Source organism: Paenarthrobacter sp. AMU7 (assembly GCF_041200195.1).
Taxonomy (GTDB): Bacteria; Actinomycetota; Actinomycetes; order Actinomycetales; family Micrococcaceae; genus Arthrobacter.
The window spans coordinates 372,335-394,070 of the sequence record NZ_CP165735.1 but is presented as its reverse complement, the minus strand read 5'-3'; the positions used below and the strand labels follow the sequence as shown (position 1 = coordinate 394,070).

The window sequence follows — 21,736 nt, the reverse complement described above, 5'->3', positions numbered from 1 at the left end:
GGTTACAGGCGCTGGCAAATTTCTTCAGCCACCCGCGATAGATTCGACTCACAGACCCCCAACGAGAGCGTGGAACAACCATGGTGGACACAGGACCCTCCGCAGACTGGGCCCGCAAGCAGGTAGACCTTGGCCGAGTGCCGGTTGCCGTGCTGGGGATCGCATCCAGCCACGGCATCGAGGACGTTGTGGCGTTCGGTACCGATGGCGGCAGGCAGGCCGCGGCCGACGACCACTTTGCACTGTTCTCTGTTTCCAAACCCATCAGCGCCTTGACCGTGATGCGCCAGGTGGAGCAGGGCAAGTTGTCGCTGGGCTCCACCCTTGACGCGGCCGTGCCCGGATTCGGTGCCCAGCGCACGGACACGGTGACCTTGGAGCAGCTGCTGAGTCACCGTTCCGGTATTGCGGACCCGGCGCTCGACGGCGGCACTCCCCTTCGTGAGGACCTCACCTCCGCGGAGCAGGCCTTCTATGCGGGTTCACTGGTCCAGTACTGCAACATCGCTTTCGAAGGGGCCGCCGCGATGGCAGAGTGGGCTGACGGGCGCCCGTTCGAGGAACAGCTCCTGACCCTGGCAGCGGACACAGGAGCTCAAGGCCTCACCTTCGACACCACCTGCAATCCGCACACGGTCCACGGCACCGAGGGACCAGGTCTTGACGTGGAGGGAATGTATCGGAAAAAGCATCCCGGCGCCGGACTGTTCGGCACAGCCACGGACCTGCTCAACCTGGGCTCGGAATTGCTGAGGGATTCCGGCACGGCTGTGCAACCGGCAACCCTTGCTGCCATGCGTCGACCCCGCACCACCGAGGTTTCCCACATCACCACCCGGCCAAAGCCCCTGCGCCATACCGGACTTGGGTTCCAGCTGCCCGCCAACCAGTCTGAGCTGCTGGCGCAGGGAATCTATGGCCACCCCGGCTGGGCGGGAACAGAATGGTGGATGCTCCCCGAACAGGACCGCTGCGTGGTGTTCCTGACCAACGTCCTGGACACTCCGGACCTCGGCGTGGACACTACCGAGCTGTTCAACGCGGTGGCAGCTTCCTGACCCAAGTAGGTCGCGCAGTTGAGGACACGGCCCACACCAGCACGAACAGGCCCACCAGGATCAGGCCTGCGTCGCCAAGGTCTACCTCACCAAGCCAGGTTGTCAACGGGTCCTCCAACCCGAAGGCGGCGTTGATGAATCCGCCGAGCGTGATCACGGCGATGAACAATGCCGAGACGGCCGAGATGCCAGTGATCACGGCGTTGAAGCCGAGCTTGCGCTGCGGGTTGTGGATGGCCGACTTGTACATCTTCATCATGGCCACGCCATTGACTGAATCGCACAGGGTCATAGCGGCGGTGAACGCGAGCGGGAGCGCCATTAAGGCGAGCGGCGAAACCCCGGCGAGCGACGCCGTCGTGGTGATCACCAGCAGCCCGATGGTGGTGGCGGTGTCGAACCCGAGCCCGAACAGGAAACCGATGACATAGATGTTCCGTGGCCGCTCCACCTTGGACAGGGGCTTGGCGAGGAGGCGGGCCACAAAACCCTTGGCCTCAAGGTCGTCGGGACGTACCTCGCCGCCGGCCTGAACGTTCCGGTAAACCTGCGTTGCGCGGACGAATGCGGAACCGTTGAACAGACCCATCGCCAACAGGAACAGCCCGGAAACGCCGCTGCCGATCAGGCCCAGCACTTTGTTACCCGTAGTGCCGTCCTGCATGAACTGCCCGATCAGTGTCGCACCGGCCACCACCAGCAAGCCCGCCAGGATCACCACGGAGCTGTGGCCCAGGCTGAACGCAAACCCCACGCTCACTGGATCCTTGTGCTGCGCCACGAATTTGCGCGTGGAGTTGTCGATCGCGGCGATGTGGTCCCAGTCGTAGCTGTGCTTGATGCCGGCCACATACGCGGTGACTACCAGTCCCAGCGCCAGCGGCTGCGCACCTCCTGCCGTACCCGCTAGCAACAGCACGACGGCGGCAACGTGCAACGCGGCGACGGCACCAAACGTGAACAGCAGCCTGGTCCGCAGGGACAACGTCTCCCGCTCCCGGTACATGGTGGCGAACTCGGTCAGCGCAGTCATTAATACTTCCTCAGGTTCAAGGGTCCCTGCCCGTACCAACGTTCCCGCAGGACGCCGGAGCAAACACCCAGCAATGTGTTGAGTTCCTCAGTGCTGTTGGACAACGATCGCAGCACAAGCCCAGTAGTCCCGGCAATAGTCGCCGTCAAGGAAACGCCCGTGTACGCCGCAAAATCACGGGATAGGCGGTCCAGGTCATCAGCAAGCCCCTGATCAACCCGCGGGTCCACCACCACCAAGGACCCCAGATGGCTGAAGCCCTCCATGAACCCCATCCCCGTCACGTCCCCCAACGGTGGCCTGATCAGCAGGTTATCGAGGGCCAACAGCTTCGACCCCTTTCCGTCTTCGATCCAGATCTCATTCCGCAGTCGGACCTCTTCGAATCTGAAGGATGCGCCGTCGGGCGACCACCCCGGCGTGATGACCTCTGCCATGACAAGGCTCGACGTCGGGTGGAGACTGAGGTGCGAATTCTGCCGATAGCTTGCCTCCCGGTACGCAATCAACTGATCGGGCATCAGCTCCAACCGCGAGCTTTCCCCCAGCCGGACAGTCATCCGTTGCTCAGCAAACGATCCCGGAGTGCGATAAATCTTCGTGGCAGACTGCGTGGTCAGCAATAGCTCCGCCCCCGCATCAACCTCCACTTCAACAACAAACAGATCGGCCCCCAGGTACGCCCCGCCAGGATTGACCATGACATAACAAACCTGCCCGGACCCATCGAGATAATGCGGCCTAAGCACCCTCAAAGCGCCCTCATGAAACTGCCGCGAAGCAACAGACCGCCCACCCCGCACACTGATGCCCAACTCCAACCGCCCCCGCACGGGGCGCTCCGGGAAAGCCAACCCAGCGTGCGGCCCCAGCTTTCCCGCAGGGCTCGGTGCGGCCTGCAACGTCCGCTGCTCGCTGCCGCGACGTGAGCCGACCGCTGCGGCGGCGGAGCCGGATTTTTGGGCCGCGGCGTCGCGGGCATCGTGGGGGGCCCACTGCCGCGAGGGACCCGACTCGAGCTTGCGAGAGTTGGGAGCGGCTGGGGACGGGCACGGCCCAAAATCCGGCGTAGCCGCCGCAGCCCCGCCGATCACGATGCCAGATCAAGCATCAGGACGTCGCGGCGAATCCAGTTGAGGACCTCCTCCAGCCCTTCATCGGTCTTGAGATTGGTGAAGCAGAACGGCTTGTTGCCCCGGAATTCCTTGGAATCCCTCTCCATGATGGCCAGGTCGGCTCCGACATGGGGTGCCAGGTCCGTTTTGTTGATGATGAAGAGGTCGGACTTGATCATGCCTTGGCCGGCTTTGCGGGGGATTTTTTCGCCTTGGGCGACGTCGATGATGTAGATGGAGAAGTCGACGAGTTCGGGGCTGAAGGTGGCAGAGAGGTTGTCGCCGCCGGATTCGACAAAGATGACCTGCAGGTCGGGGTGCCGGGCCTTAAGTTCTTCGATGGCTGCGGTGTTCATTGAGGTGTCTTCACGGATGGCAGTGTGGGGGCAGCCGCCGGTTTCGACGCCGATGATGCGGTCCTCGGGAAGGATGCCGTTGGCGGCGAGGATTTTGGCGTCTTCGATGGTGTAGATGTCGTTGGTGATGGCAGCCATGGAGATGTCGCCGCTCATGTGCCGGGTGATGCGTTCCACGAGCTGGGTTTTGCCTGCTCCGACGGGTCCGCCGACACCGATTTTGATGGGTTCTTTCATGTTTTCTGTCCTTTGCACTAGCTAGCTCATGAACATGCGGGCGCGTTGCCGTTCGTGCCGCATTTGTGAAATTTCAAGTCCGGGGCTGACGGCCCCAAAGTCGTCCCAGCACAGCTGTGCTACATCCTTGACGGCGGCAGCAACGGCGTCGTGCGCGTGGCGGAGCACCCGCTGCCCCGCGTTCTGTCCGAGCGGTATGGCGCGCACGGCATTCTGCGTCAGGGAAGTCACCGTGGCAAACAGATAGGCAGAGAGCGCCGCCTCAAAAGGAACACCCAATGACCGCGCGATGACACCAAAAGCCAAGGGCTGATGCCCCCCGGCCCCACCCCCACGAACCAACTCCCGATACGCTTCCAACTCCTCCGACGGGAACACCTCCCCACCGATCTCCAACAGCCGTCCCCCCATCTTCAAAGACGCCTCCCTCACCTCCCGAGCCAACAACTGCCCGGAAAGAACAGAGTCCAACAAACCAACATCCACCCCCTCATAAAGGAACCGTAGAGCCAACCCATCTGAATAGACCAACTGCTGCCCCACAAAAGCGCTCAACCAACCCCCAAAAGACCCCTCATCGCCCACGAGCCCACGGTGGATGTAGCTCTCAAACCCCAAAGAATGAGCAAACGCCCCCGTAGGCAAAGCGGAGTCGGTCAACTGTTGAAGAGCAAGCTGATATGTCGCACTCACAGCCAACCGCCGGAGGTGAGGACGGCGCGCTTGAGCGGAGCTGGGAAGGGGGCCGCGGCGTGGCGGGCATCGCGAAGCGGGCACGGCCCCCTTCCCAGCGGAGCGCAAGCGTGCGCACCCAACCTGACGCGGCGCACAGCTTTAGTGCGAATGCTCAGCATGGCGGAACGGCACCGGCATGACCCGCTCTTGCCTGTCGTAGGGGACGCCGACGCTCTTCAGAAAGTCTTCGACCGTGTGGTCATACTGACAAACCATGACCTCGGCCCCGTACTCAGACGCAGAGTCGAAGAATTGTGCCTGTAGATGCCGGTTGCCGAGCGAGTGCGCCACCACCCCCATTTCGTGGATGCTTCGGGGCCCGATCACCAGGACGTCGGTGGGCAGTACGGAGATGACGATGAGGTTGGCGTCGCTGATGGCGAGGATGTCGCCGTCGCGGAGGTCGCCGGTTCCGGTGGGGAGGCGGATGCCGAGTTCTTTGCCGTGGTCGGTGGTGACGCGTTGGATGCGTTTAACCAGCAGTGCGCTGGGGAGGACTACCTTTTCTTTGTGATGCCCGGCGTAGGCGTTGGGCTGTTCGTGGAGGTTGCCCAGGATTTTTTCGATGATCATGTGGTTTCCTAAACGGCTTAGAAGAGGAAGTAGCGCTGCGCCATGGGCAGCACGTCGGAGGGCTGGGAGGTGACTTCGACGCCGTCGACGCTCACTTTGTAGGTTTCGGGGTCGACGGCGATGTCCGGGGTTTCGCCGTTGTATTTGAGATCCGCTTTGGTGAGGTTGCGGATGCCGGTGACGGGTTTGATGATGCGTTCAAGGCCGAGTTCGGCGGGGACCCCGGCGTCGATCGCTGCTTTGGACAGGAAGGTGATGGACGTCTGCTGCAATGCCTTGCCGTACGTGGCGAACATGGGCCGCATGGTGCGGGGTTGGGGCGTGGGGATGGAGGCGTTGGCGTCGCCCATGAGTGCGTAGGCGATCTGGCCCCCTTTGATGACGAGCTCGGGTTTCACGCCAAAGAAGGCGGGGTCCCAGAGGACGAGGTCTGCGAATTTGCCTTCTTCCACGGAGCCGATCACATCCGCCATTCCCTGGGCGATGGCCGCGTTGATGGTGTATTTGGCGACGTAGCGCTTGAGTCGGAAGTTGTCCGAGTCGGCAGAACCGTGGGCATTCCCGGACGGGTCCTTCAGCACGCCGCGCTGCCGTTTCATGGCGTCCGCTACCTGCCACGTCCGAGTGACCACTTCGCCAACGCGTCCCATCGCCTGGGAGTCCGACGACGTGATCGCGAAGATGCCGAGGTCGTGCAGGACATCCTCAGCGGCGATGGTTTCGGCCCGGATTCGGGAGTCTGCAAAGGCCACGTCTTCCGGGATGTCCGGGTTGAGGTGGTGGCAGACCATGAGCATGTCCAGGTGCTCTTCGATGGTGTTTCGCGTGTACGGCAGCGTGGGGTTGGTGGAGGCCGGGAGCACGTTGGGCAGTCCGGCGATCTTGATGATGTCCGGGGCGTGCCCACCGCCGGCTCCTTCGGTGTGGAAGGTGTGGATCACGCGGCCGTCGATTGCCCGGATGGTGTCTTCCACGAAGCCGCACTCGTTGAGGGTGTCGGTGTGGATGGCCACTTGGACGTCGTATTCGTCGGCAACGCACAGGGACATGTCGATGGACGAGGTGGTTGAGCCCCAGTCCTCGTGCACTTTAAGCCCGACCGCACCGGCGCGGATCTGCTCGGCGAGTGGCTCGACGGCGGATGCGTGGCCCTTCCCGAACAGGCCGATATTAACGGGGAGTCCCTCGGCGGCCTGCAGCATTCGCGAGATGTGCCAGGCGCCGGGCGTGATGGTGGTGGCTTTGGTGCCTTCAGCCGGTCCTGTGCCGCCGCCCACCATGGTGGTGATGCCGTTGCACAGGGCTGCCGGAACCTGTTCGGGGGAGATGAAGTGAATGTGGGTGTCGATGCCGCCGGCGGTGAGGATCTTCCGCTCGCCGGCGATGATCTCCGTGCTGGCCCCGATCACGATGTCCACGCCGTCGGCAATCTGCGGGTTGCCGGCTTTGCCGATTTTGAAGATGTGCCCGTCCTTGAGGGCAACGTCCGCCTTGTAGATACCGGTGTAGTCCAGCACGATCACATTGGTGATCACGGTGTCAGGGATGTCCTCCGAGCGGGTCAACTGGCCGTTCTGGCCCATGCCGTCGCGGATCACTTTTCCGCCGCCGAACACTACTTCCTCGCCGTAAACCGTGTAGTCCTTCTCGATCTCCAGGAACAGTTCGGTGTCGGCCAGGCGGATGGCGTCGCCCGTCGTCGGGCCGTACAGCTCGGAGTATTGCTTGCGGGAAATCTCGAAGCTCACTTGGCGACTCCTTCTGGATCCGACGCACTCAAGCGGGGGCCGCCGTCGAGCGTTCCGTTCACAGCGTTACTGAGCCCATAAACCTCACGCGCCCCGGCAATCTCGATCAACTGGATGGTTTTCCGATCACCGGGTTCGAAGCGGGCAGCCGTTCCGGCCGGGATATCCAGGCGGCGGCCGTAGGCAACGTCGCGGTCGAACTCCAGGGCGCCGTTCGCCTCGGCAAAGTGGTAGTGCGAACCGATCTGGACGGGGCGGTCGCCGCGGTTCACCACCTCGACAGCGATTGCCTCACGGCCACTGTTGCACGCGATGGAACCGGGCTGGAGTCTGTATTCACCGGGAATCATGGGGGGCTCCTAGCGGATGGGGTGGTGGACTGTGACGAGCTTGGTGCCGTCAGGGAAGGTGGCTTCGATTTGGACGTCGTGGATCATCTCCGGCACGCCTTCCATCACGTCTTCGCGGCGGAGCAGGGTGGTTCCATAGCTCATGAGATCAGCAACGGTCCTGCCGTCACGGGCACCTTCGATGAGTTCGTAGCTGATGATTGCCACAGCCTCGGGGTAGTTCAATTTCAGCCCCCGCGCTTGGCGGCGGCGCGCCAGGTCGGCAGCCACCACGATCATGAGTTTCTCCTGCTCGCGGGGCAAAAGATGCATCGAATCTCCTTGTACGTGGGCACGACCGTGACAGTTGTGACCAGCGTAGGGACCGGAAGTTTCAGCTACGTTTCCAAATCGTCTCAACGGGGGGGCGAATTTTTCCCGAATTGACCTCAACTTAAGTTGAGGTCATAGCATCGTTCAGGTGCGCTTCCGCAAAGCGGCGCCAACCCCTCCCAGTCCCACGAAGGTTCATGAATGTCCCATCACACCCCCTTGCCGGCAGAGCCGGTCGGCGAGCTCTTCAAGTCCGCCTTCCGCTCTCATCCAGCAGGAGTTGCCATCATCACCGCGTCAGGACCGGAAGGAGCCGTAGGGCTCACGGCGTCCTCGGTGGCATCGGTGGCGGTGGATCCGCCGACGCTGGCATTCTCCGTCACAGGCGGCCGATCAGCTTCGCATATCGCTGCCGCGCAAACGATCGTCGTGCACCTTTTGGGCGCGGACCAAGTGGACCTCGTTCGCACTTTCGCGGACCCACTAGCCCCGCGCTTTACCAGCGACATGGACTGGGAACTGCTGCCCACAGGCGAGCCCCTGCTCAGGGAAGCTCCATGGGCGCTGCGGTGCGAAATCGTTCATCGGGCACCACTGGGTGGCTCCGTGCTGTTGGCCGCAACCGTTGTGGATATCCGATTCAGCCCCGCCGATTCGGCCCCGCTGGTCTACCACAACCGGGAGTTCCACACCCTTTCCCGCAGCGAGCAGGCGGTTGGCTGACCGCGCCCTTGGGCTGGCGGGTCACAAGTTGCCGGGAAATCTTGGCGGCGGAATCCCGCAATTCGATGGCACCCGCGGCAACTCCGACCACAAGCTCAAAGCCCTCGTCGGAGGTGTTGAAGGGCATCTTCGATGTCCAGGTACGCCGTCACGCGTCCTCAAGGCGCGTCAGCAGCTCCGCATCATGACTCATCACGAAATCCAGTCCCTCGCTGATTTCACGTCGTCGCGCATGACGCTGCAGAACCAACTCTGCGCCCTGCAACAGGAGCGCGGACTTTGAGGTGTGCTCCTCTGCAGCCAATTTCTCCAGTCGTCGATCAAGGTCCTCAGGGACGCGCAGATTCATAGCCATGTTTCGGTGGTACTAAAACGGTACCTAGTTGTTCCGGCCCCTGGCGGCCACGGCCCACTGCTCCACCACAGCCCCATCCCGCACCACAGTAACTTCGTCCACCAGATTCATGGTCAGGCACACGTGGTTGGGGATCACCCGGAGCCGGGTGCCAAGCGCCGGAAGTTCGGACGAGTCCGGCCAGACAACCGTGGCGTGGTGCTCAGACAGCGCAGTGACCCTTGCTTCGGGGTATTCGGGAAGCCGTGCGTATCCGGTGGCCCAATCCGGGCGGTCGCTGCCCAGGATCTTACTGCCAGCGTCCACCACCACCCGGCGCACGTTTCCGCCTGCGGCTTCGTGCCTGCTGACAACGGTGGCAGCGACAGTCAGTGCAATGTCGTCCCACGTGCACCGTTCAAGCTCCAGTTGCTGGGCATCGCCGAACACGTAGACTCCCGGACGGAGCTCCGTGGCCACCGTTTCGCCGTCAAGCAAGGCGGTAGGCGTGGACCCTCCGCTGATGGTGGTCACCTCGAAGCCGGCCTCGGACAGTGACGTCGCCGCCAAGCCAAGTGCCTCATTCTCGTTGCTTGCCGCACCAGTCGGCATGCCGGGCTTGTAGCTGTGACCGGGGAACGTGAAGACGCCCTGCACGCTCAGTCCTGCAGCAGCCGCCGCGTCGGCAACGGCCACCACTTCATCCGGCAGCACGCCGCTGCGATGGTGTCCGCTGTCCACTTCGATCAGCACCTCAACGCTGGCTGCCTCGGCTCCGAGTTGGCGACCCATCGCCGTCGCGCTGTCCGCCGAATCGACGCCAACAGCCAGGCGGCACGTTGCTGTCAAAGCCCGCAGGCGATCAGCGTGCGTGGCTTCAACCCAGAGTGGGTACGCGATGAAGATGTCCTTCACGCCGTCCGCTGCGAAGACTTCGGCCTCGCCGATCGTGGCAACGGTGATCCCTACGGCCCCGGCTGACAGCTGCTTTCGCGCGATCTCCAGGGTCTTGTGCGTCTTGACGTGCGGCCGGAGCTTGAGTCCCCTGCTGAGCATGCTTGCCGCCATGCGTTCGATGTTTCGGTCAAGGACATCGAGGTCGATCATGACAGCAGGGGTAACAACTTCAGCGGGGATCACGTTCATTCCACAAACACTAACGTCCTACGGCGCGGACTGCCTGACCCGCAATTCGAACTTCGCTTCCGGCTGCTGGACAGTGGGCGCCGCGTTCTTGGCTTCAATCCGCTCGATGAGAAGTTCGACGGCGCGCTCCGCAATTTCCGTACGCCCCGGCGCCACTGTGGTCAAAGACGGCGACGCGAACCGCGCCTCGTCAATATCATCAAAACCAGCAACGGCGATCTCCTCCGGGACTCTCCTGCCACGGACCAGAAGCTCATGCAGCGCCCCCAAAGCGAGGGCATCGTTGAGTCCGAAGACAGCGTCGAACTCCACTCCGCTGTCCAGGAGCCTGGCCGTGGCGGCAGCGCCGCCATCCCGCCGCCAATCGCACGGCACCACCAAGGCAGGATCGTAAGGCACCCCAGCGTCAGCGAGCGCAGTCTTGTACCCCTCAAGGCGCAGGCCGTTACTGCCGGTGGTGTCGCCGTCGCGCGCGCCCAGAACAGCTATACGACGGCGGCCTCCCGCCAGCAGGTGGGCGGTGACCGCAGCAGCGGCTCGGTGGTTTTGAATGAGGACCATGTCCAGCCGCGGATCCTGCACGAATTCACCCAGCAGGACCAACGGCTTCTTGCCCGCGGCAGCGATGATCTGCTCAGCGTCCAGGGCGAGTGGAATGAAGAGGAGGCCATCAGTGAGGGTGCGGAACTGGCCCTGGAGCGCCGCCTTTTCGTGCTCAGGCTCATTTCCGGACTGCTCCACGAGGACACGGTAGCCCCGTGCCCAGGCCGCCTTCATGATGTCCGAGGCCAACTCGGCGTAGTACGGGATGGAGAGGTCGGCGAGGACCAATCCGAGCATGCTGGTCTTGCCCGAGCGGAGGCTGCGTGCCGTCAGGTTGGTCTCGTAACCCAGCTCATCGATCGCGTCGAGGACGCGCTGTTTGGTGGCGGGGCGGATGAACTCGTAGTTGTTGATCACGTTGGAAACCGTCTTCAACGAGACCCCGGCAACGCGCGCAACGTCGTTCATGGTGACGGCCATCAAAGTGCTCCTTTTGTACTGTTGGCATACATCGTTGCAGATCAGGCCTTGATGGAGTCAGTCCATGACTGCAGCGACGGCCTCGATCTCCACCAACTGATGGTCGTAGCCAAGGACGGTGACGCCCATGAGGGTGCTCGGGACGTCATGGTCGGCGAAGGCGGCACGGACCACGTTCCAAGCGGTGACGAGATCGGCCTGCTGGGTCGAGGCAACCAGGACCCGGGTGGAAATGACGTCCCCGATTCCCGCTCCGGCGGCGTCCAAAGCCAGCAGCATGTTTTCGACCGACTTTTCCGCTTGGGCTTTGTAGTCCCCAATACCTGCCGTGGTCCCGTCCTCGTTCAGCGGGCAGGATCCCGCCAGGAAGACAAGCCGGGCTTCAGCCGGGGCGGTCGCCGCATACGCGTACTGAGCTGCTGACGTGAGCCGGTCGGAGCGAATGAGGGTGACTGCATTAGGCATGGGATTCCTTCGTTTGTCGGGTTGGTTCCATGTGAGTCCATCCCATCACGGTCCTTTGCCCTGTCATGTTGATGGGCAACGGCGTAGTGTCACAAGTAAGAGATTTCGGGTGCTGACGGGACCGGGGTTGATATTCGGGCTTTGCGCGATTACGAGCGCTCTGCCGCCCAGTTGGAGTTGCTTTGACTCCGGCATTGCATGAAGCGAGGCCCCGTGGCCCAGCACAACACAGCCCCATCAGCACAAAAACAGGCCGATGGGGACCTGACAGATTTTCTGGTGCGACTTCAGGATCTTTTGGTGGATAACGCGGATATGCGCGCGTTTCTTGAAGACTTCGCTTGCATGACCGCAACCAAGCTGACCAAAAACGGGAATACCATAGCTTGCGGCGTAACGGTCATTCGGCAGAAAAAGCCGGTGGCCGTGGCGGAAAGCGATACCCTCGCCCGGAGACTTGACCAAATTCAGAATAGTTTTGACGATGGACCGTGCCTCACGGCCCTCCGGACCCGGACCATTGCCCATGTCCCGGACGTTCATAGTGAGCAGCGTTGGCCGGATTACATGACAGCGGCCGCCGCAACCAACGTCGGCTCGATTTTGGCCCTGCCCATGGAACTGAACAGGACTGCGGAGGCCGTGGTGAACCTCTACTCCACACGCCAGCACGGCTTCTCGGAAGAAGACATCATGGCCGCTGAGCGGGTTACGGCTACTGGGGCCAAGGCGCTTCACCTCGCAGTGAAAATGGCACAACTGCGGGACGCACGCGACAACCTTACGGCCGCGTTGGAGTCCCGCGCGACCATCGATACCGCCGTCGGTATCATCATGGCCCAGAACAGGTGTTGCCGCGACGCAGCTTTCCAAATCCTCGCCAAGGCCTCGAGCCATCGGAACGTCAAGCTCAGGACCGTGGCAGCCGGCATCATCGCCAAAGTTGGCGGGGACCAAAGGATCACAGCGAACTTCGAAGAATGACCTTTTAGTTTCTCCCCTTGAGCCGTCACACATCGCTCATCCCCTTGCAACGCGCCCGCAACAAACATGCGGAATGCTGGGGTCACATGGACGGCGAAGAGTGAGGGGAGCAGACATGAGCATTGCAAACAGGGATCTTTTCCAAGCCCTTAAGACGCAGGCCAGCCTCGCGCAGGCGTTCGGCAGCATGCCGGGCAGCAAGGAAGAACCGCATCCGCTGAGCCCTGGCGACTACATCGAGGCCTGGCATAACGGCCGACTCTATCACCGGGGCACCGTGGTCAAAACCGTTGCGGGCACCGACCTTTTCTGGCTAACGGACGATACCGGAAGCCGCCGGCTCCTGGACATGGAGTCCATGGAAATCGTCACCGTTGACGAGCCGGCTCCGGCACCCGCATCGCAGGCACCGGACCCAACTCCGTCAGCTACGGTCACGCCGATCTCCGCGTACCCCATGTTCCACGACGGCACGCAGCAGATCGCCTAGCTTTCAGTTGACCTGGTCCTCCAGCGACAGCCGGATCATGGTCCAGCTCACGGCCGGAAGCGCGGCGGTGAGGCGACCGCCGTCGAGCTTCACACTGACGTTCTCGGACGGCAGGACCGACGTCGAATCGTCGGCAGTGGCCTGCCAGTACGGGTCCTTATTCGAGTAGGTGACGGCCTCAATGACTTTGCTTGCGTTGAGGCTTCCGACGGCGGCATCCAGCGTCAGCGCGTCCGTCGCCGAGCGGTTTACTGCGAACACCACGGCCTCCTTGGCTTCTGCATCAAAGGTCGCCACGGCTGACAGGGCGGTGAAGCCCGACGTCTTTTCGGTCTCCAGCAGCGGGGATTCGACGGCGAGGTTCAACACCGTGCCCGAGGCATTCTGCGAAGTGAGCGCAAACGGGTGGAACGTGGTCTGCCTCCAGGCCCGGCCGCCCGGCTCAGTCATGATGGGTGCGATCACGTTGACCAGCTGAGCCAGGCTCGCGGAGTGGACGCGGTCCGTGTTGCGCAGCAGCGTGATGAGAAGGTCTCCCACCACCACGGCGTCGGCAACCGTGTACCGGTCCTCGAGGAGCACTGGCGCCACGGGCCAGTCGTCTCCGGTGGGCACCTTGGACTCGTCGCGGGACATGTGCCAGACGTTCCACTCATCGAACGAGATATTGACCTGCTTCCCGGACTTGTTGGCCGACTTCACATGGTCGATGTGCGAGACCAGGTCCTTGATGAACGCTTCCATCCGGTGTCCGGCTGACAGGTGCTCCTGCAGATCGCCGAAGTCCTCAAAGTACTGGTGCGCCGAGATCAGGTCCACCAACTCGTACGTCTCGTTGAGGACCACGCGCTCCCATTCGCCGAACGTGGGCATGGTTGGTCCCGAACTTCCACAAGCCACCAGTTCCAGGTCCGGGTTGACCATGCGCATCGCCCGCGCCGTCTCGGCGGCAACCCGCGCGTACTCGTCCGCCTTCTTGTGGCCGATCTGCCAGAAGCCGTCCATCTCGTTCCCGAGGCACCACATCGTGATGTTGTGAGGCTCGACGGCGCCATTCGCCTTGCGCTGTTCGGACAAGGCCGTTCCACCCTTGATGTTGGAGTACTCCAGCAGGTCCAGGGCTTCCTGCGGGCCCCTGGTACCCAGGTTGACCGCCATCATGGGTTCCACGCCGGCCTTTTCCGACCACTTTGCGAACTCGTCCACGCCCACCAGGTTGGGATCGCTGGAGTGCCAGGCGAGGTCCAGCCTTGTTGGGCGGTCTTCTTTGGGCCCCACTCCGTCTTCCCAGCGGTACCCCGAGACGAAGTTTCCGCCCGGGTACCTGACCGTGGAGACGCCGAGTTCCTTGGTGAGGTCGAGGACATCGGTGCGGAAACCGTCGTCGTCGGCTTTGGGGTGCTCAGGCTCGAAAATGCCCGTGTAGACGCAGCGGCCGAGGTGCTCAACGAAGGCGCCGAATGTCTTCCTCCTGACGGGGCCTACGACGAACGCGGGGTCGATGGTGATTTTGGCCGTGGGGTTTTCTGGGTTTCCCAAAGGGTGGGTCCTTGTCTGCTGGTTTTGCTGGTTCTGCTTGCCGATTTACAACGTTATAGAAACTATGCTGACGTGGCCTTGGTGTGGGAGTCAAGAGATTTCTTGCCGGGCGTTCCGGCTCTTAGGCTGAGTTCCATGACGTCGGGAGTTGTGAGAGCCGCCTATTCGGCCCGTGCAGCCGAGTACACCTCGTTGTTCGGAGCCATCAGCAGTACCCATCCGGCCGACAGGGAGCTCGTGTTGTCATGGGCCCAGGGATTGTCCGGGAAAGTCCTCGATGCCGGCTGCGGGCCTGGGCAATGGACAGCCTTTCTGCACTCCGACGGGGTGGACGTCCAAGGCGTGGACTTGGTACCGGAGTTTATTGAGACAGCCAAGCAATTCTGCCCGGATGCTCAGTTCTCTGTCGGGTCACTTGAACGGCTGCCCACCCCGGATCACTCATTGGCGGGAATATTCGCCTGGTACTCACTGATTCACACTCCCCCGGCTGGGATCACCCGGGTTCTGAACGAGTTTGCCCGGTGCCTCAAACCTGGCGGGAGCCTCCTGCTCGGCTTCTTCGCTGGCCCGGCGGGCGAGTCATTCCCGCATGCAGTGACTCCCGCCTATTTCTGGTCTCTGGAGGAGATGTCGGGACGGTTGCAGGAAGCCGGTTTCACGTGATTGGCACACACTCCCGCGCCGACCCCGGAGTGCGTCCCCACGGGGCCATCGTCGCGCAACGGCTGCTCACTCCCGGTCGCGTTGGCTGAATGCACCTACGCGCATTGATAACTGTGCACCAGCCCAGAGTCAACAAGGGGCCGAGGCTCTTCAGCTCTACTTCGTGATTGGTGAGGGGCTGTCGCTTGCTTCCTGCCTGTCCAGCTCCTTGTGGATTGCGGTCTGGTCTCCGGCGACGCAGACAGTATCCATTTCCAGGTCGGAGCCTTTGACATTCGCGGTGAAGGATATGAGGTTTCCGCCGTTCTGATTGGCGTAGAGGCGGACGAGGCCAGGGTCCAACAGGTTGGTTTCGACGCGGGTGTTATAACCCTTCGATTCCCAGAACGTTTTGACCACGTCCGTTGAAGCTTCCAAGTCGAGGGTTTCCATGGTTTGGCTCATGACGCTGTAGTTCACGCCCTCCCTTCCATCACCTGCATTGCAGGCGCTGTTTCGGGTGCCTTTATCGACCCATTTCTGGGGTCCGATGGCTTTTTGGGTTTCGACTTTGAAGGCGTGGAGGTCCGCGAGGGCTTGTTTGAGTTGTTCGACCTGGGCTTTGACGGTTGCGGGGTCGCTGGGGTCGCTTGAGCCGGTCATGGGGACCTCCAGGGTGTGCAGGCGCTCAGTGCAAGGGCCGCGCCGACCAACGTCGCGAGTAGGCGGCGGCCCGCGAGCCGGGCTTTGGGTTCAAAGGGCATGTGGTTCACTCTTCCTGAAGCCGTTCCACAGGCCACAAGCCAGCACGAGGCGACATAGGCAGCTCCTTTGGCGCACCAGACAGCCTAATTAGCAGACGGAGAGGAGCCGGGGCTAAAAGGGATCCCGTAAATTTCGGGGTACAGCTCCTTGTAGATTGCGGTCTGGTCTCCGGCGACGCAGGCGCTGTTCATCTCCAGGCCGGAGCCTTTGATGTTTGCGAAGTAGGACAAAAGGTGTCCGCCGTTCTCGTTGGCGTAGAGGCGGATGAGGCCCGGTTCCCTGGGGTTGGTTTCGGTACGGGTGGTGAAGCCCTTGGATTCCCAAAACGCTCTGACCACGCTTACTGATGCTTCCAGGTCCACGGGGTCAGGCGTTTGGGTCAGGATGCTGTAGTTCACGCCGTCTTCCCCGTCGGAGGTTCTGCAGTCCATGTTACGAGTGCCCTTATCGACCCATTTCTGGGGTCCGATGGCTTGTTGGGTTTCGGTTTTGAAGGCGTGAAGATCCGCGAGGGCTTGTTTGAGCTCGTCGACTTGGGCTTTGACGGTCGCAGGGTCGCTGGGATTGGCTGAGCCGGTCATAGGGTTCTCCGTGGTGGGTGTGCAGGCGCTCAGTGCAACGGGCCGCGCAGACTAACGCGGCGAGTATGCGGCTGGTCTTTAGACGGAAGGCGCGGGATTGGGACACAAATTCGCGCAGCTTGCCAGGATCAGCTGAGCTGGTTGCGCCTCCCGCTGCGCCGGCGAATCGAACCCGGTCGCTCGCGGCAAACACCGCAGAAATCGTCGGTGCAGCGACCGGCCATTCCATGGGCATCGGATCGATCGCCACGCTCTGGAAAGTCTGAAAGTGTTGTTCACGGACATCGGCGCGTTGCTGCCAGGCAAGCCGGCCCCGGTCATCGGCCCGGACAGCCAAAGCGTGGTTGAACAAGGTCGCATAGCCGCCCTTAAAGTCCTCCATCGCATAACCCGTGGCGACACCCAGGAAGCTACCTTCGGAGCGCAGGGTCTGATCCGCGGAATCAGCAGCGCTGGTCAAAGCGTCGGCGGCGCCGTCGTCGAACGCAATCTCCACCGCCGTATCAAAGATCCGCACGCCGAGCCCCCTCACTTGAATAATTAATCCATCGAATAGCATAACTGAAGGAGCCAGAGTGTGCGGGAGCCCACGCAGTTGATTGCGCTCAAGAACTTGTCAGGCATTCTTGTAAGCTTGAGGCCGGGTGAACCTCATGGCGACGGGGTTCCCTCTAAGCACCACGAGGTAACACTGACATTGGTGGACGGGTCAACATTCCCGTTGCCGAACTCCGAATGGCTGAGCAATGCAGGCGCAGAACGCATGGAGCGGCTTCTCCACGGCCTTTATGCCGCACTAGTCTGAATGAATGGCACTGCTACTAGAACAGCGCCGGGCGTCGTTTGCGCGATGTCTCGCAGGGTTGACTCATCAAGTTCAAGCGCGCCGCGGCGTCTTACTTCCTCCCGGAGTTTTCCACTACGCTGTCCAGAGTGTCCGTTGGCGCGGGCGTGATTTTGACCTCGCTTAGCTTCTCAGCCTTGTCGGCCACGTCGTTCAGTCCGTTGATGAACAGCAACGGTGGGTTTATGACTAGCGCTGGTGGCCCGGCGATCGCATCCTCCGGATGTACCGCTTCTCGCCGGTACAGCAAGATGACACACCCCAGATCATCGCTGGCGAATGTGCCCACCTATTACAAGGACCGCCTCAGGGAAGCGTTTAGGAAGCTCTGGTCGTAGACAGATCGCCCCGATGTTAGAACCTTGAAGGCATGGGATGGTCACATGTTCTTCTTCATCTCTCGCGTCATCTCGTAGTAGGACTTGAGCCGCGGGACGGGGTAGCTGGTCAGCCCGTGGAGCCGACGGATGGTGGCCGCGCCGCGGGTGAGCCCGTTCGCTTTGAGAACCCCGGAAGCCTTGCTGATGATTGAGCTGAGCCGGGCAACTTCAGAGCGCAGGGCTTGTATCTCATTCCATTCCTGGACCTTGGCTGCACCAAGCCAGCCTTCGATGATGGCCGCCGCTTCGGTGAGATCTTCTATACGCGGCCGGGTTGATGATCCGCTGATGGTCCATCTCTTCTTACCCAACCTGCCTAGGGAGACCAGTTCAAAGTGCTCTTCCCGGGCCTCATTCAGCACCTTCGCGAGCTCCGACTGAACTTTAGACGGATCATTCATGGCCAGCCGTCGAGCCAGTTCCATGGACGCGTCCAAGGCCAGGATCAACTCTCCGTCATCCTCGAAGCACAAGCTGTCTACGAACTCTTCCCACCGAATGGAGTGGAGTTTACGGAAGGCCTCGGGGTCGCTCACCGCTGTTACTCCCGCATAATTCCCAGCCCAGTAGTTGAGCGAGTTTGTCTTGTCGAAACACCCGAATGTAAGTTCAACGACTTCGGCGTCTACGTCAGATGCGCGGGCTGAGGCGCTGGCTATCGCCTCCCATTTCGCTTCTGTCTCCTGGAATCGGGCAAGGTCCCCCCATGGGCATTTGAGCCGGCCGATGGGAGCCCAGGTCTCTTCGCCTTCTTCCTCGATCGCTACGAAGGCGATGTAGGCGCGATGGGGATGCTTGATTCCCAGTTTGACAACGCGCACTTCTTGAAGGCTGTCGTTCTTACGTGCTCGGTATGCCCAGTGGGAGTTGATCGCTAGTTCTGAGGCTTGCTTGACCATTGGTGGAACTTATCAGCAGGAAACGTTCGCGAGATAGAGTCCATTGCCTCGGAAGGGAGGTCATCGGCTAGCTTCAAGTGCCTATGGTCGTAATGCCGGCAGAAGGAGCGTGCTGTAACGGCTCTACTTTGTGGTCGGCGAGGGGCTGGGGCTCGCTTCCTGCCTGTCCAATTCCTTGTAGATTGCGGTTTGGTCTCCGGCGATGCAGACGGTGTCCATCTCCAGACTGGAGCCTTTGATGTTTGCGTAGTAGGACAGAAGGTGTCCGCCGTTCTCGTCAGCGTAGAGGCGGATGAGACCTGGGTCCCGGGGGTTGGTTTCGGTTCGGGTCGTGAAGCCCTTGGATTCCCAGAACGTTCTGACGACGTTTACTGACGCTTCCAGATCGACGGGGTCGGAAGTTTGGCTCAGGATACTGTAGTTCACTCCGTCTTGCCGGTCGGATGTGCTGCAGGCGCTGTTGACAGGGTTGTCTGTATCCGCCCATTTCTGGGTTCCGATGACTTTTTGGGTTTCGGTTTTGAAGGCGTGGAGATCCTTGAGGGCTTGTTTTAGTTCTTCTACCTGGGCTTTGACGGTTGCGGGGTCGCTGGGATTGCTTGAGCCGGTCATGGGGTTCTCCGTGGTAGGGGGCGTGCAGGCGGTCAGTGCAAGAGTCGCGCAGAACAATCCGGCGAGTATGCGGCGGGCCTTGAGCCGGGCCTTGGGTTCATGGGGCATGTGGTTCACTCTTCCTGAGTTGTTCAACGGCCCGCAAATCCAGCCGGTGGCGATACCGGTCGTGCGCCTGGCAGGATTCGGTCTCCGTTGCCGGTTGTTGTTAGGGCAGCTTCATACAGGGCGGTGGTTCCCTTGTCTAGGTACCCGTAACCGCCACCGCCCTTTTCGTTCACCAGTGTGTTGTGTTCGGTCGTGCCTTCATAACGGGTCCCCTCGATTGTGGCCTCTTCCGAGGAGAACACTTTCGCACCGAAGGACTCCAGCCGCGGATCCTGGCGTTGGAAGCGACCCAAATCAGCCAGTCCGTCACCGCTGGCTTCGGTGGTGTAGACCTGCCCGGCGGGCACGTGGAGATCTCCGGCGTTCCGGATCTCTTTCTCTATCCCGGCGGAGCCGAGCATCGTGAAGGAAGCGACGTTCAATTCCGCGGCGGCAAGGGCGTTGGACGTCACGGTGGTGCCGTAGGAATGGGCCAGTACGTGCAGGGTCTCCGTGGTCCTGTTACCCAAACCCTCTCTGACGGCGTTGAACCCCTGGAGGTCTGTGACGAAGCGTTCGGCGCCGGCCCGTGCTGCGTCGCCGCTGTTCACAGTCGGAACCGTGGGCGGTTCATGTTGATCCACGCCACCACAGCGAAGGTCTCGTTCTCGGAAAGCAACTGCTGGTGCCGCTGGAGGTTCGCGGCGTTTCTTGCCCAGTCATTGAAGCCGCTCTGGGGCGTGGCCCTGTGACCGTATTGGGCGCCTCTACCGCTTCTCACCAGCGCAGCAGGATGAGATAGCCCAGAGTATCGCCGGCGAGAAGCCGCCTGCGTACGACAAGGACAGGATCAACGAGGCGCTACGGATGCTCACCGAGGGCACCTAGGGGGTACGCGCTCAGTGCTTAGCCTGATCCCACCCACAACGTATGGCGGCTTGCGGCAGGATGGATGTATTGCCTATGCCCACCCAAATGAGGACCTCCAATGCCCAACATAAAGCCCTACCGACTTCACCGAACCTGGCATCTGGCCCAAATGCTTAATTTCCTGCAGGCGAACGGCGAGGTGGAGTGGGAGTACGACTACGACGACGAGAACAGCCGTGCCATCTTCCATATTCAGGAGCCTTCAAGCCTGCGCAAGTCGCTGCAGACAAAGCCGGCTGAGGCCGTGGCTCAACGCCTGGCCAACAAGCTGCGTATAGTGTGGGCGCCCGTTCCACACTACGGAGGCGAGCAACAGTGGCAGGATACCGTAGAGCGCATCGACGCTATGAAAGCCGGTCAATCCCCCAAGCCGTGGGAATGAGATCATCTTGGCCAACGTGGATCTAAGGCTGGGCGTGCATCGAGAACAGAACGCGAACACCAGAGGCGTGCTAAAAGATTAGAGGGCCAAGAGGAAGCGCGGTTCGCGAGACGACTCGCTGCCGCCGCAGTCGTGCAGTCCGGCGCGGCCATGTCCAGTTTGGAGTTTGCTTGGGGTCGGGTGGACCACGTAAAAGCCCGCTCCGTGGAAAGCCTCACTGAAGAGCCTCAGGAATTCATGCGTGCGGCAATTTCGAACAATGGTCACGCCCAAGCCAACTTCGACATTCGAATCGCCTTTGGGTCAGGTCCAATCCTGGCCGGCCACGATGTCATGAAGGCAATCCGAGCCATCCACGACTACGTTAGGAACACGATTGTGCGCTCACTACTTGAGTACTCATAGCGCTTCAGCTCGGACGGTGCTGGTAGGTTGGACCGACTTGCACACCTAGTCCTCCGCATTCTCGACATTCGAATGCGCTTTCAGGCCCTCATTCATTTCCTTGCTCATCTCGAAATACGATTTGAGTCTGGGAACAGGGAATCGGGTTGGACCGTGGAGCCGGCGGATGCTGGCCGTGTCGCGGATGAGCCCGTGGGCGTGGAGAACCCCTGATGCTTTGCTGATGATGGAGCTGAGCCGGGCAACCTCTGCACGCAGAGCTAGTAGTTCGTCCCAATCTTGAACTTGTGAAGCGCCGATCCACCCCCTGATGATGGCTGCCGCTTCGGTGAGGTCGTCAATACGGGGGCGGGTGGAGGTTCCATTCCATGTCCATCTCTTCTTGCCAACCTTGCCGAAAGAGACGTCCTCTAGATGCTCTTCGGAGGCTTTGCCCAGCTCCACGTCAAGGGCATATTGGATCTTCTCCGGGTCACTGACGGCTAGCCGACGGGCCAGCTCCAGAGTGTCCTGAAGGGAAATGATGATTGCACCGTTGTCCTCGAAACACAGGCTACCGAGGAACTCTTCCAAGGGAATTGAGTGCCGCACCTGAAACGACGCCGGGTTTTCCACGGCAGTCACGCCATGGTGGTTCCCTACCCAGTAATTCAAGGAACCCGCCTCGTCAAAGCAACCGAATACCAGCTCTACCACTTCGGCCTCGACGTCAGAAGCATGCCCCGATGCCGCCGCAATGGCCACCCACTTCGCTTCGACTTCGTTGAAGCGATCGACGTCTTCCCAACGGCACTTGAGCCGGCCGATGGGCGTCCACATCTCTTCGCCTTCTTCTTCGACGTCCACCAACGCGATGTAGGCACGTTTCGGATGCTTCACGCCAAGCTTGACGACTCGCACCTGTTTTAGAGGCTGTCCCTTTCGAGCACGATAGGCCCAACGTGAGTTGACGGGCAGTTCCGATGGGTGCTTGACCATGGGTGGA

27 protein-coding genes are annotated in these 21,736 nt (G+C 61.3%); 7 read left to right on the top strand and 20 right to left on the bottom strand.

What is annotated here, in order from left to right; genetic code table 11:
* Positions 1–80: 80 nt before the first annotated feature.
* Positions 81–1,058 (top strand): serine hydrolase domain-containing protein, encoded by a 978-nt coding sequence (locus ABQM86_RS01915; protein ID WP_369745799.1) that lies wholly within the window; start codon positions 81–83, stop codon positions 1,056–1,058.
* On the opposite strand, the gene ABQM86_RS01910 is transcribed toward ABQM86_RS01915, so the two are convergent.
* The 8 genes from ABQM86_RS01910 to ABQM86_RS01875 all read right to left on the bottom strand — a co-directional run bounded on the left by ABQM86_RS01910 (position 1,036) and on the right by ABQM86_RS01875 (position 7,517).
* Complete coding sequence (locus ABQM86_RS01910) at positions 1,036–2,091, bottom strand: HoxN/HupN/NixA family nickel/cobalt transporter (RefSeq protein WP_207595843.1); 1,056 nt, start codon at positions 2,089–2,091, stop codon at positions 1,036–1,038. The two genes, ABQM86_RS01915 and ABQM86_RS01910, sit on opposite strands and share 23 nt — an antisense overlap.
* Complete coding sequence (locus ABQM86_RS01905; protein ID WP_369746613.1) at positions 2,091–2,993, bottom strand: urease accessory protein UreD; 903 nt, start codon at positions 2,991–2,993, stop codon at positions 2,091–2,093. The genes ABQM86_RS01910 and ABQM86_RS01905 overlap by 1 nt, the downstream gene beginning before the upstream one ends.
* 188 nt (positions 2,994–3,181) lie before the next feature.
* Positions 3,182–3,799 carry an urease accessory protein UreG gene (gene ureG / locus ABQM86_RS01900; protein WP_337340687.1) on the bottom strand — a complete coding sequence of 206 codons (618 nt, stop codon included), beginning with the start codon at positions 3,797–3,799 and terminating at the stop codon, positions 3,182–3,184.
* A gap of 21 nt (positions 3,800–3,820) precedes the next feature.
* Positions 3,821–4,492, bottom strand: coding sequence for an urease accessory protein UreF (locus ABQM86_RS01895; protein WP_337340686.1), 672 nt, complete (start codon positions 4,490–4,492; stop codon positions 3,821–3,823).
* A gap of 141 nt (positions 4,493–4,633) precedes the next feature.
* Entirely contained in the window at positions 4,634–5,107 is a 474-nt protein-coding gene (ureE, locus tag ABQM86_RS01890) for an urease accessory protein UreE (RefSeq protein ID WP_207595840.1), read from the bottom strand.
* A gap of 17 nt (positions 5,108–5,124) precedes the next feature.
* The gene (gene ureC, locus ABQM86_RS01885; RefSeq protein WP_369745798.1) at positions 5,125–6,855 is read right to left on the bottom strand and encodes an urease subunit alpha; all 1,731 of its coding nucleotides are present in this window, start codon (positions 6,853–6,855) and stop codon (positions 5,125–5,127) included.
* Positions 6,852–7,205, bottom strand: a complete 354-nt coding sequence (locus ABQM86_RS01880; RefSeq protein WP_207595838.1) for an urease subunit beta — start codon at positions 7,203–7,205, stop codon at positions 6,852–6,854. Before ABQM86_RS01880 ends, ureC begins: the two co-directional genes overlap by 4 nt.
* Positions 7,206–7,214: 9 nt before the next feature.
* Positions 7,215–7,517, bottom strand: coding sequence for an urease subunit gamma (locus ABQM86_RS01875; protein ID WP_089593256.1), 303 nt, complete (start codon positions 7,515–7,517; stop codon positions 7,215–7,217).
* 201 nt (positions 7,518–7,718) lie between these two features.
* Between ABQM86_RS01875 and ABQM86_RS01870 the strand changes: the two genes are divergently transcribed.
* Complete coding sequence (locus ABQM86_RS01870; protein WP_369745797.1) at positions 7,719–8,240, top strand: flavin reductase family protein; 522 nt, start codon at positions 7,719–7,721, stop codon at positions 8,238–8,240.
* 148 nt (positions 8,241–8,388) lie between these two features.
* Here ABQM86_RS01870 and ABQM86_RS01865 read toward each other — a convergent pair whose 3' ends face one another.
* The 5 genes from ABQM86_RS01865 to ABQM86_RS01845 form a co-directional block, all read right to left on the bottom strand.
* On the bottom strand, positions 8,389–8,595 hold the full coding sequence (locus ABQM86_RS01865; RefSeq protein WP_223941739.1) for a ribbon-helix-helix protein, CopG family: 207 nt from the start codon (positions 8,593–8,595) through the stop codon (positions 8,389–8,391).
* A 24-nt stretch (positions 8,596–8,619) separates the two neighbouring features.
* Complete coding sequence (locus tag ABQM86_RS01860; RefSeq protein WP_207595834.1) at positions 8,620–9,720, bottom strand: D-TA family PLP-dependent enzyme; 1,101 nt, start codon at positions 9,718–9,720, stop codon at positions 8,620–8,622.
* A gap of 18 nt (positions 9,721–9,738) precedes the next feature.
* Positions 9,739–10,743, bottom strand: a complete 1,005-nt coding sequence (locus ABQM86_RS01855) for a LacI family DNA-binding transcriptional regulator (protein WP_369745796.1) — start codon at positions 10,741–10,743, stop codon at positions 9,739–9,741.
* Positions 10,744–10,800: 57 nt separating this feature from the next.
* Entirely contained in the window at positions 10,801–11,208 is a 408-nt protein-coding gene (locus ABQM86_RS01850; protein ID WP_207595832.1) for a RidA family protein, read from the bottom strand.
* A 237-nt stretch (positions 11,209–11,445) separates the two neighbouring features.
* The gene (locus ABQM86_RS01845) at positions 11,446–11,751 is read right to left on the bottom strand and encodes a hypothetical protein (protein WP_242703657.1); all 306 of its coding nucleotides are present in this window, start codon (positions 11,749–11,751) and stop codon (positions 11,446–11,448) included.
* On the opposite strand from ABQM86_RS01845, the gene ABQM86_RS01840 reads away from it, so the two are divergent.
* Positions 11,635–12,192, top strand: a complete 558-nt coding sequence (locus ABQM86_RS01840; RefSeq protein ID WP_242703604.1) for a GAF and ANTAR domain-containing protein — start codon at positions 11,635–11,637, stop codon at positions 12,190–12,192. The two genes, ABQM86_RS01845 and ABQM86_RS01840, sit on opposite strands and share 117 nt — an antisense overlap.
* Before the next feature lie 115 nt (positions 12,193–12,307).
* Positions 12,308–12,682 carry a hypothetical protein gene (locus ABQM86_RS01835; protein ID WP_207595830.1) on the top strand — a complete coding sequence of 125 codons (375 nt, stop codon included), beginning with the start codon at positions 12,308–12,310 and terminating at the stop codon, positions 12,680–12,682.
* A gap of 3 nt (positions 12,683–12,685) precedes the next feature.
* Here ABQM86_RS01835 and ABQM86_RS01830 read toward each other — a convergent pair whose 3' ends face one another.
* Entirely contained in the window at positions 12,686–14,221 is a 1,536-nt protein-coding gene (locus ABQM86_RS01830) for an alpha-N-arabinofuranosidase (RefSeq protein ID WP_369745795.1), read from the bottom strand.
* Between the two features lie 135 nt (positions 14,222–14,356).
* On the opposite strand from ABQM86_RS01830, the gene ABQM86_RS01825 reads away from it, so the two are divergent.
* A complete protein-coding gene (locus tag ABQM86_RS01825; RefSeq protein ID WP_369745794.1) occupies positions 14,357–14,887 on the top strand; it encodes a class I SAM-dependent methyltransferase in 531 nt (176 codons plus the stop codon).
* A 156-nt stretch (positions 14,888–15,043) separates the two neighbouring features.
* Here ABQM86_RS01825 and ABQM86_RS01820 read toward each other — a convergent pair whose 3' ends face one another.
* Complete coding sequence (locus ABQM86_RS01820; RefSeq protein ID WP_369745793.1) at positions 15,044–15,529, bottom strand: hypothetical protein; 486 nt, start codon at positions 15,527–15,529, stop codon at positions 15,044–15,046.
* Positions 15,530–15,714: 185 nt separating this feature from the next.
* Complete coding sequence (locus ABQM86_RS01815) at positions 15,715–16,212, bottom strand: hypothetical protein (RefSeq protein ID WP_369745792.1); 498 nt, start codon at positions 16,210–16,212, stop codon at positions 15,715–15,717.
* Positions 16,213–16,480: 268 nt separating this feature from the next.
* Between ABQM86_RS01815 and ABQM86_RS01810 the strand changes: the two genes are divergently transcribed.
* Positions 16,481–16,756 carry a hypothetical protein gene (locus ABQM86_RS01810; protein ID WP_369745791.1) on the top strand — a complete coding sequence of 92 codons (276 nt, stop codon included), beginning with the start codon at positions 16,481–16,483 and terminating at the stop codon, positions 16,754–16,756.
* Between the two features lie 679 nt (positions 16,757–17,435).
* Here ABQM86_RS01810 and ABQM86_RS01805 read toward each other — a convergent pair.
* From ABQM86_RS01805 to ABQM86_RS01795, 3 genes are all read right to left on the bottom strand, one after another.
* Complete coding sequence (locus ABQM86_RS01805) at positions 17,436–18,257, bottom strand: hypothetical protein (protein WP_280625852.1); 822 nt, start codon at positions 18,255–18,257, stop codon at positions 17,436–17,438.
* Positions 18,258–18,458: 201 nt separating this feature from the next.
* On the bottom strand, positions 18,459–19,055 hold the full coding sequence (locus ABQM86_RS01800; RefSeq protein ID WP_280625850.1) for a hypothetical protein: 597 nt from the start codon (positions 19,053–19,055) through the stop codon (positions 18,459–18,461).
* 23 nt (positions 19,056–19,078) lie between these two features.
* Positions 19,079–19,645 carry an alpha/beta hydrolase gene (locus ABQM86_RS01795; protein WP_369745790.1) on the bottom strand — a complete coding sequence of 189 codons (567 nt, stop codon included), beginning with the start codon at positions 19,643–19,645 and terminating at the stop codon, positions 19,079–19,081.
* Positions 19,646–20,022: 377 nt separating this feature from the next.
* Here ABQM86_RS01795 and ABQM86_RS01790 point away from each other — a divergent pair, with 377 nt between their 5' ends.
* Positions 20,023–20,346, top strand: a complete 324-nt coding sequence (locus ABQM86_RS01790; protein ID WP_280625846.1) for a hypothetical protein — start codon at positions 20,023–20,025, stop codon at positions 20,344–20,346.
* Positions 20,347–20,796: 450 nt separating this feature from the next.
* On the opposite strand, the gene ABQM86_RS01785 is transcribed toward ABQM86_RS01790, so the two are convergent.
* Positions 20,797–21,729, bottom strand: coding sequence for a hypothetical protein (locus tag ABQM86_RS01785; RefSeq protein WP_369745789.1), 933 nt, complete (start codon positions 21,727–21,729; stop codon positions 20,797–20,799).
* Positions 21,730–21,736 lie beyond the last annotated feature (7 nt).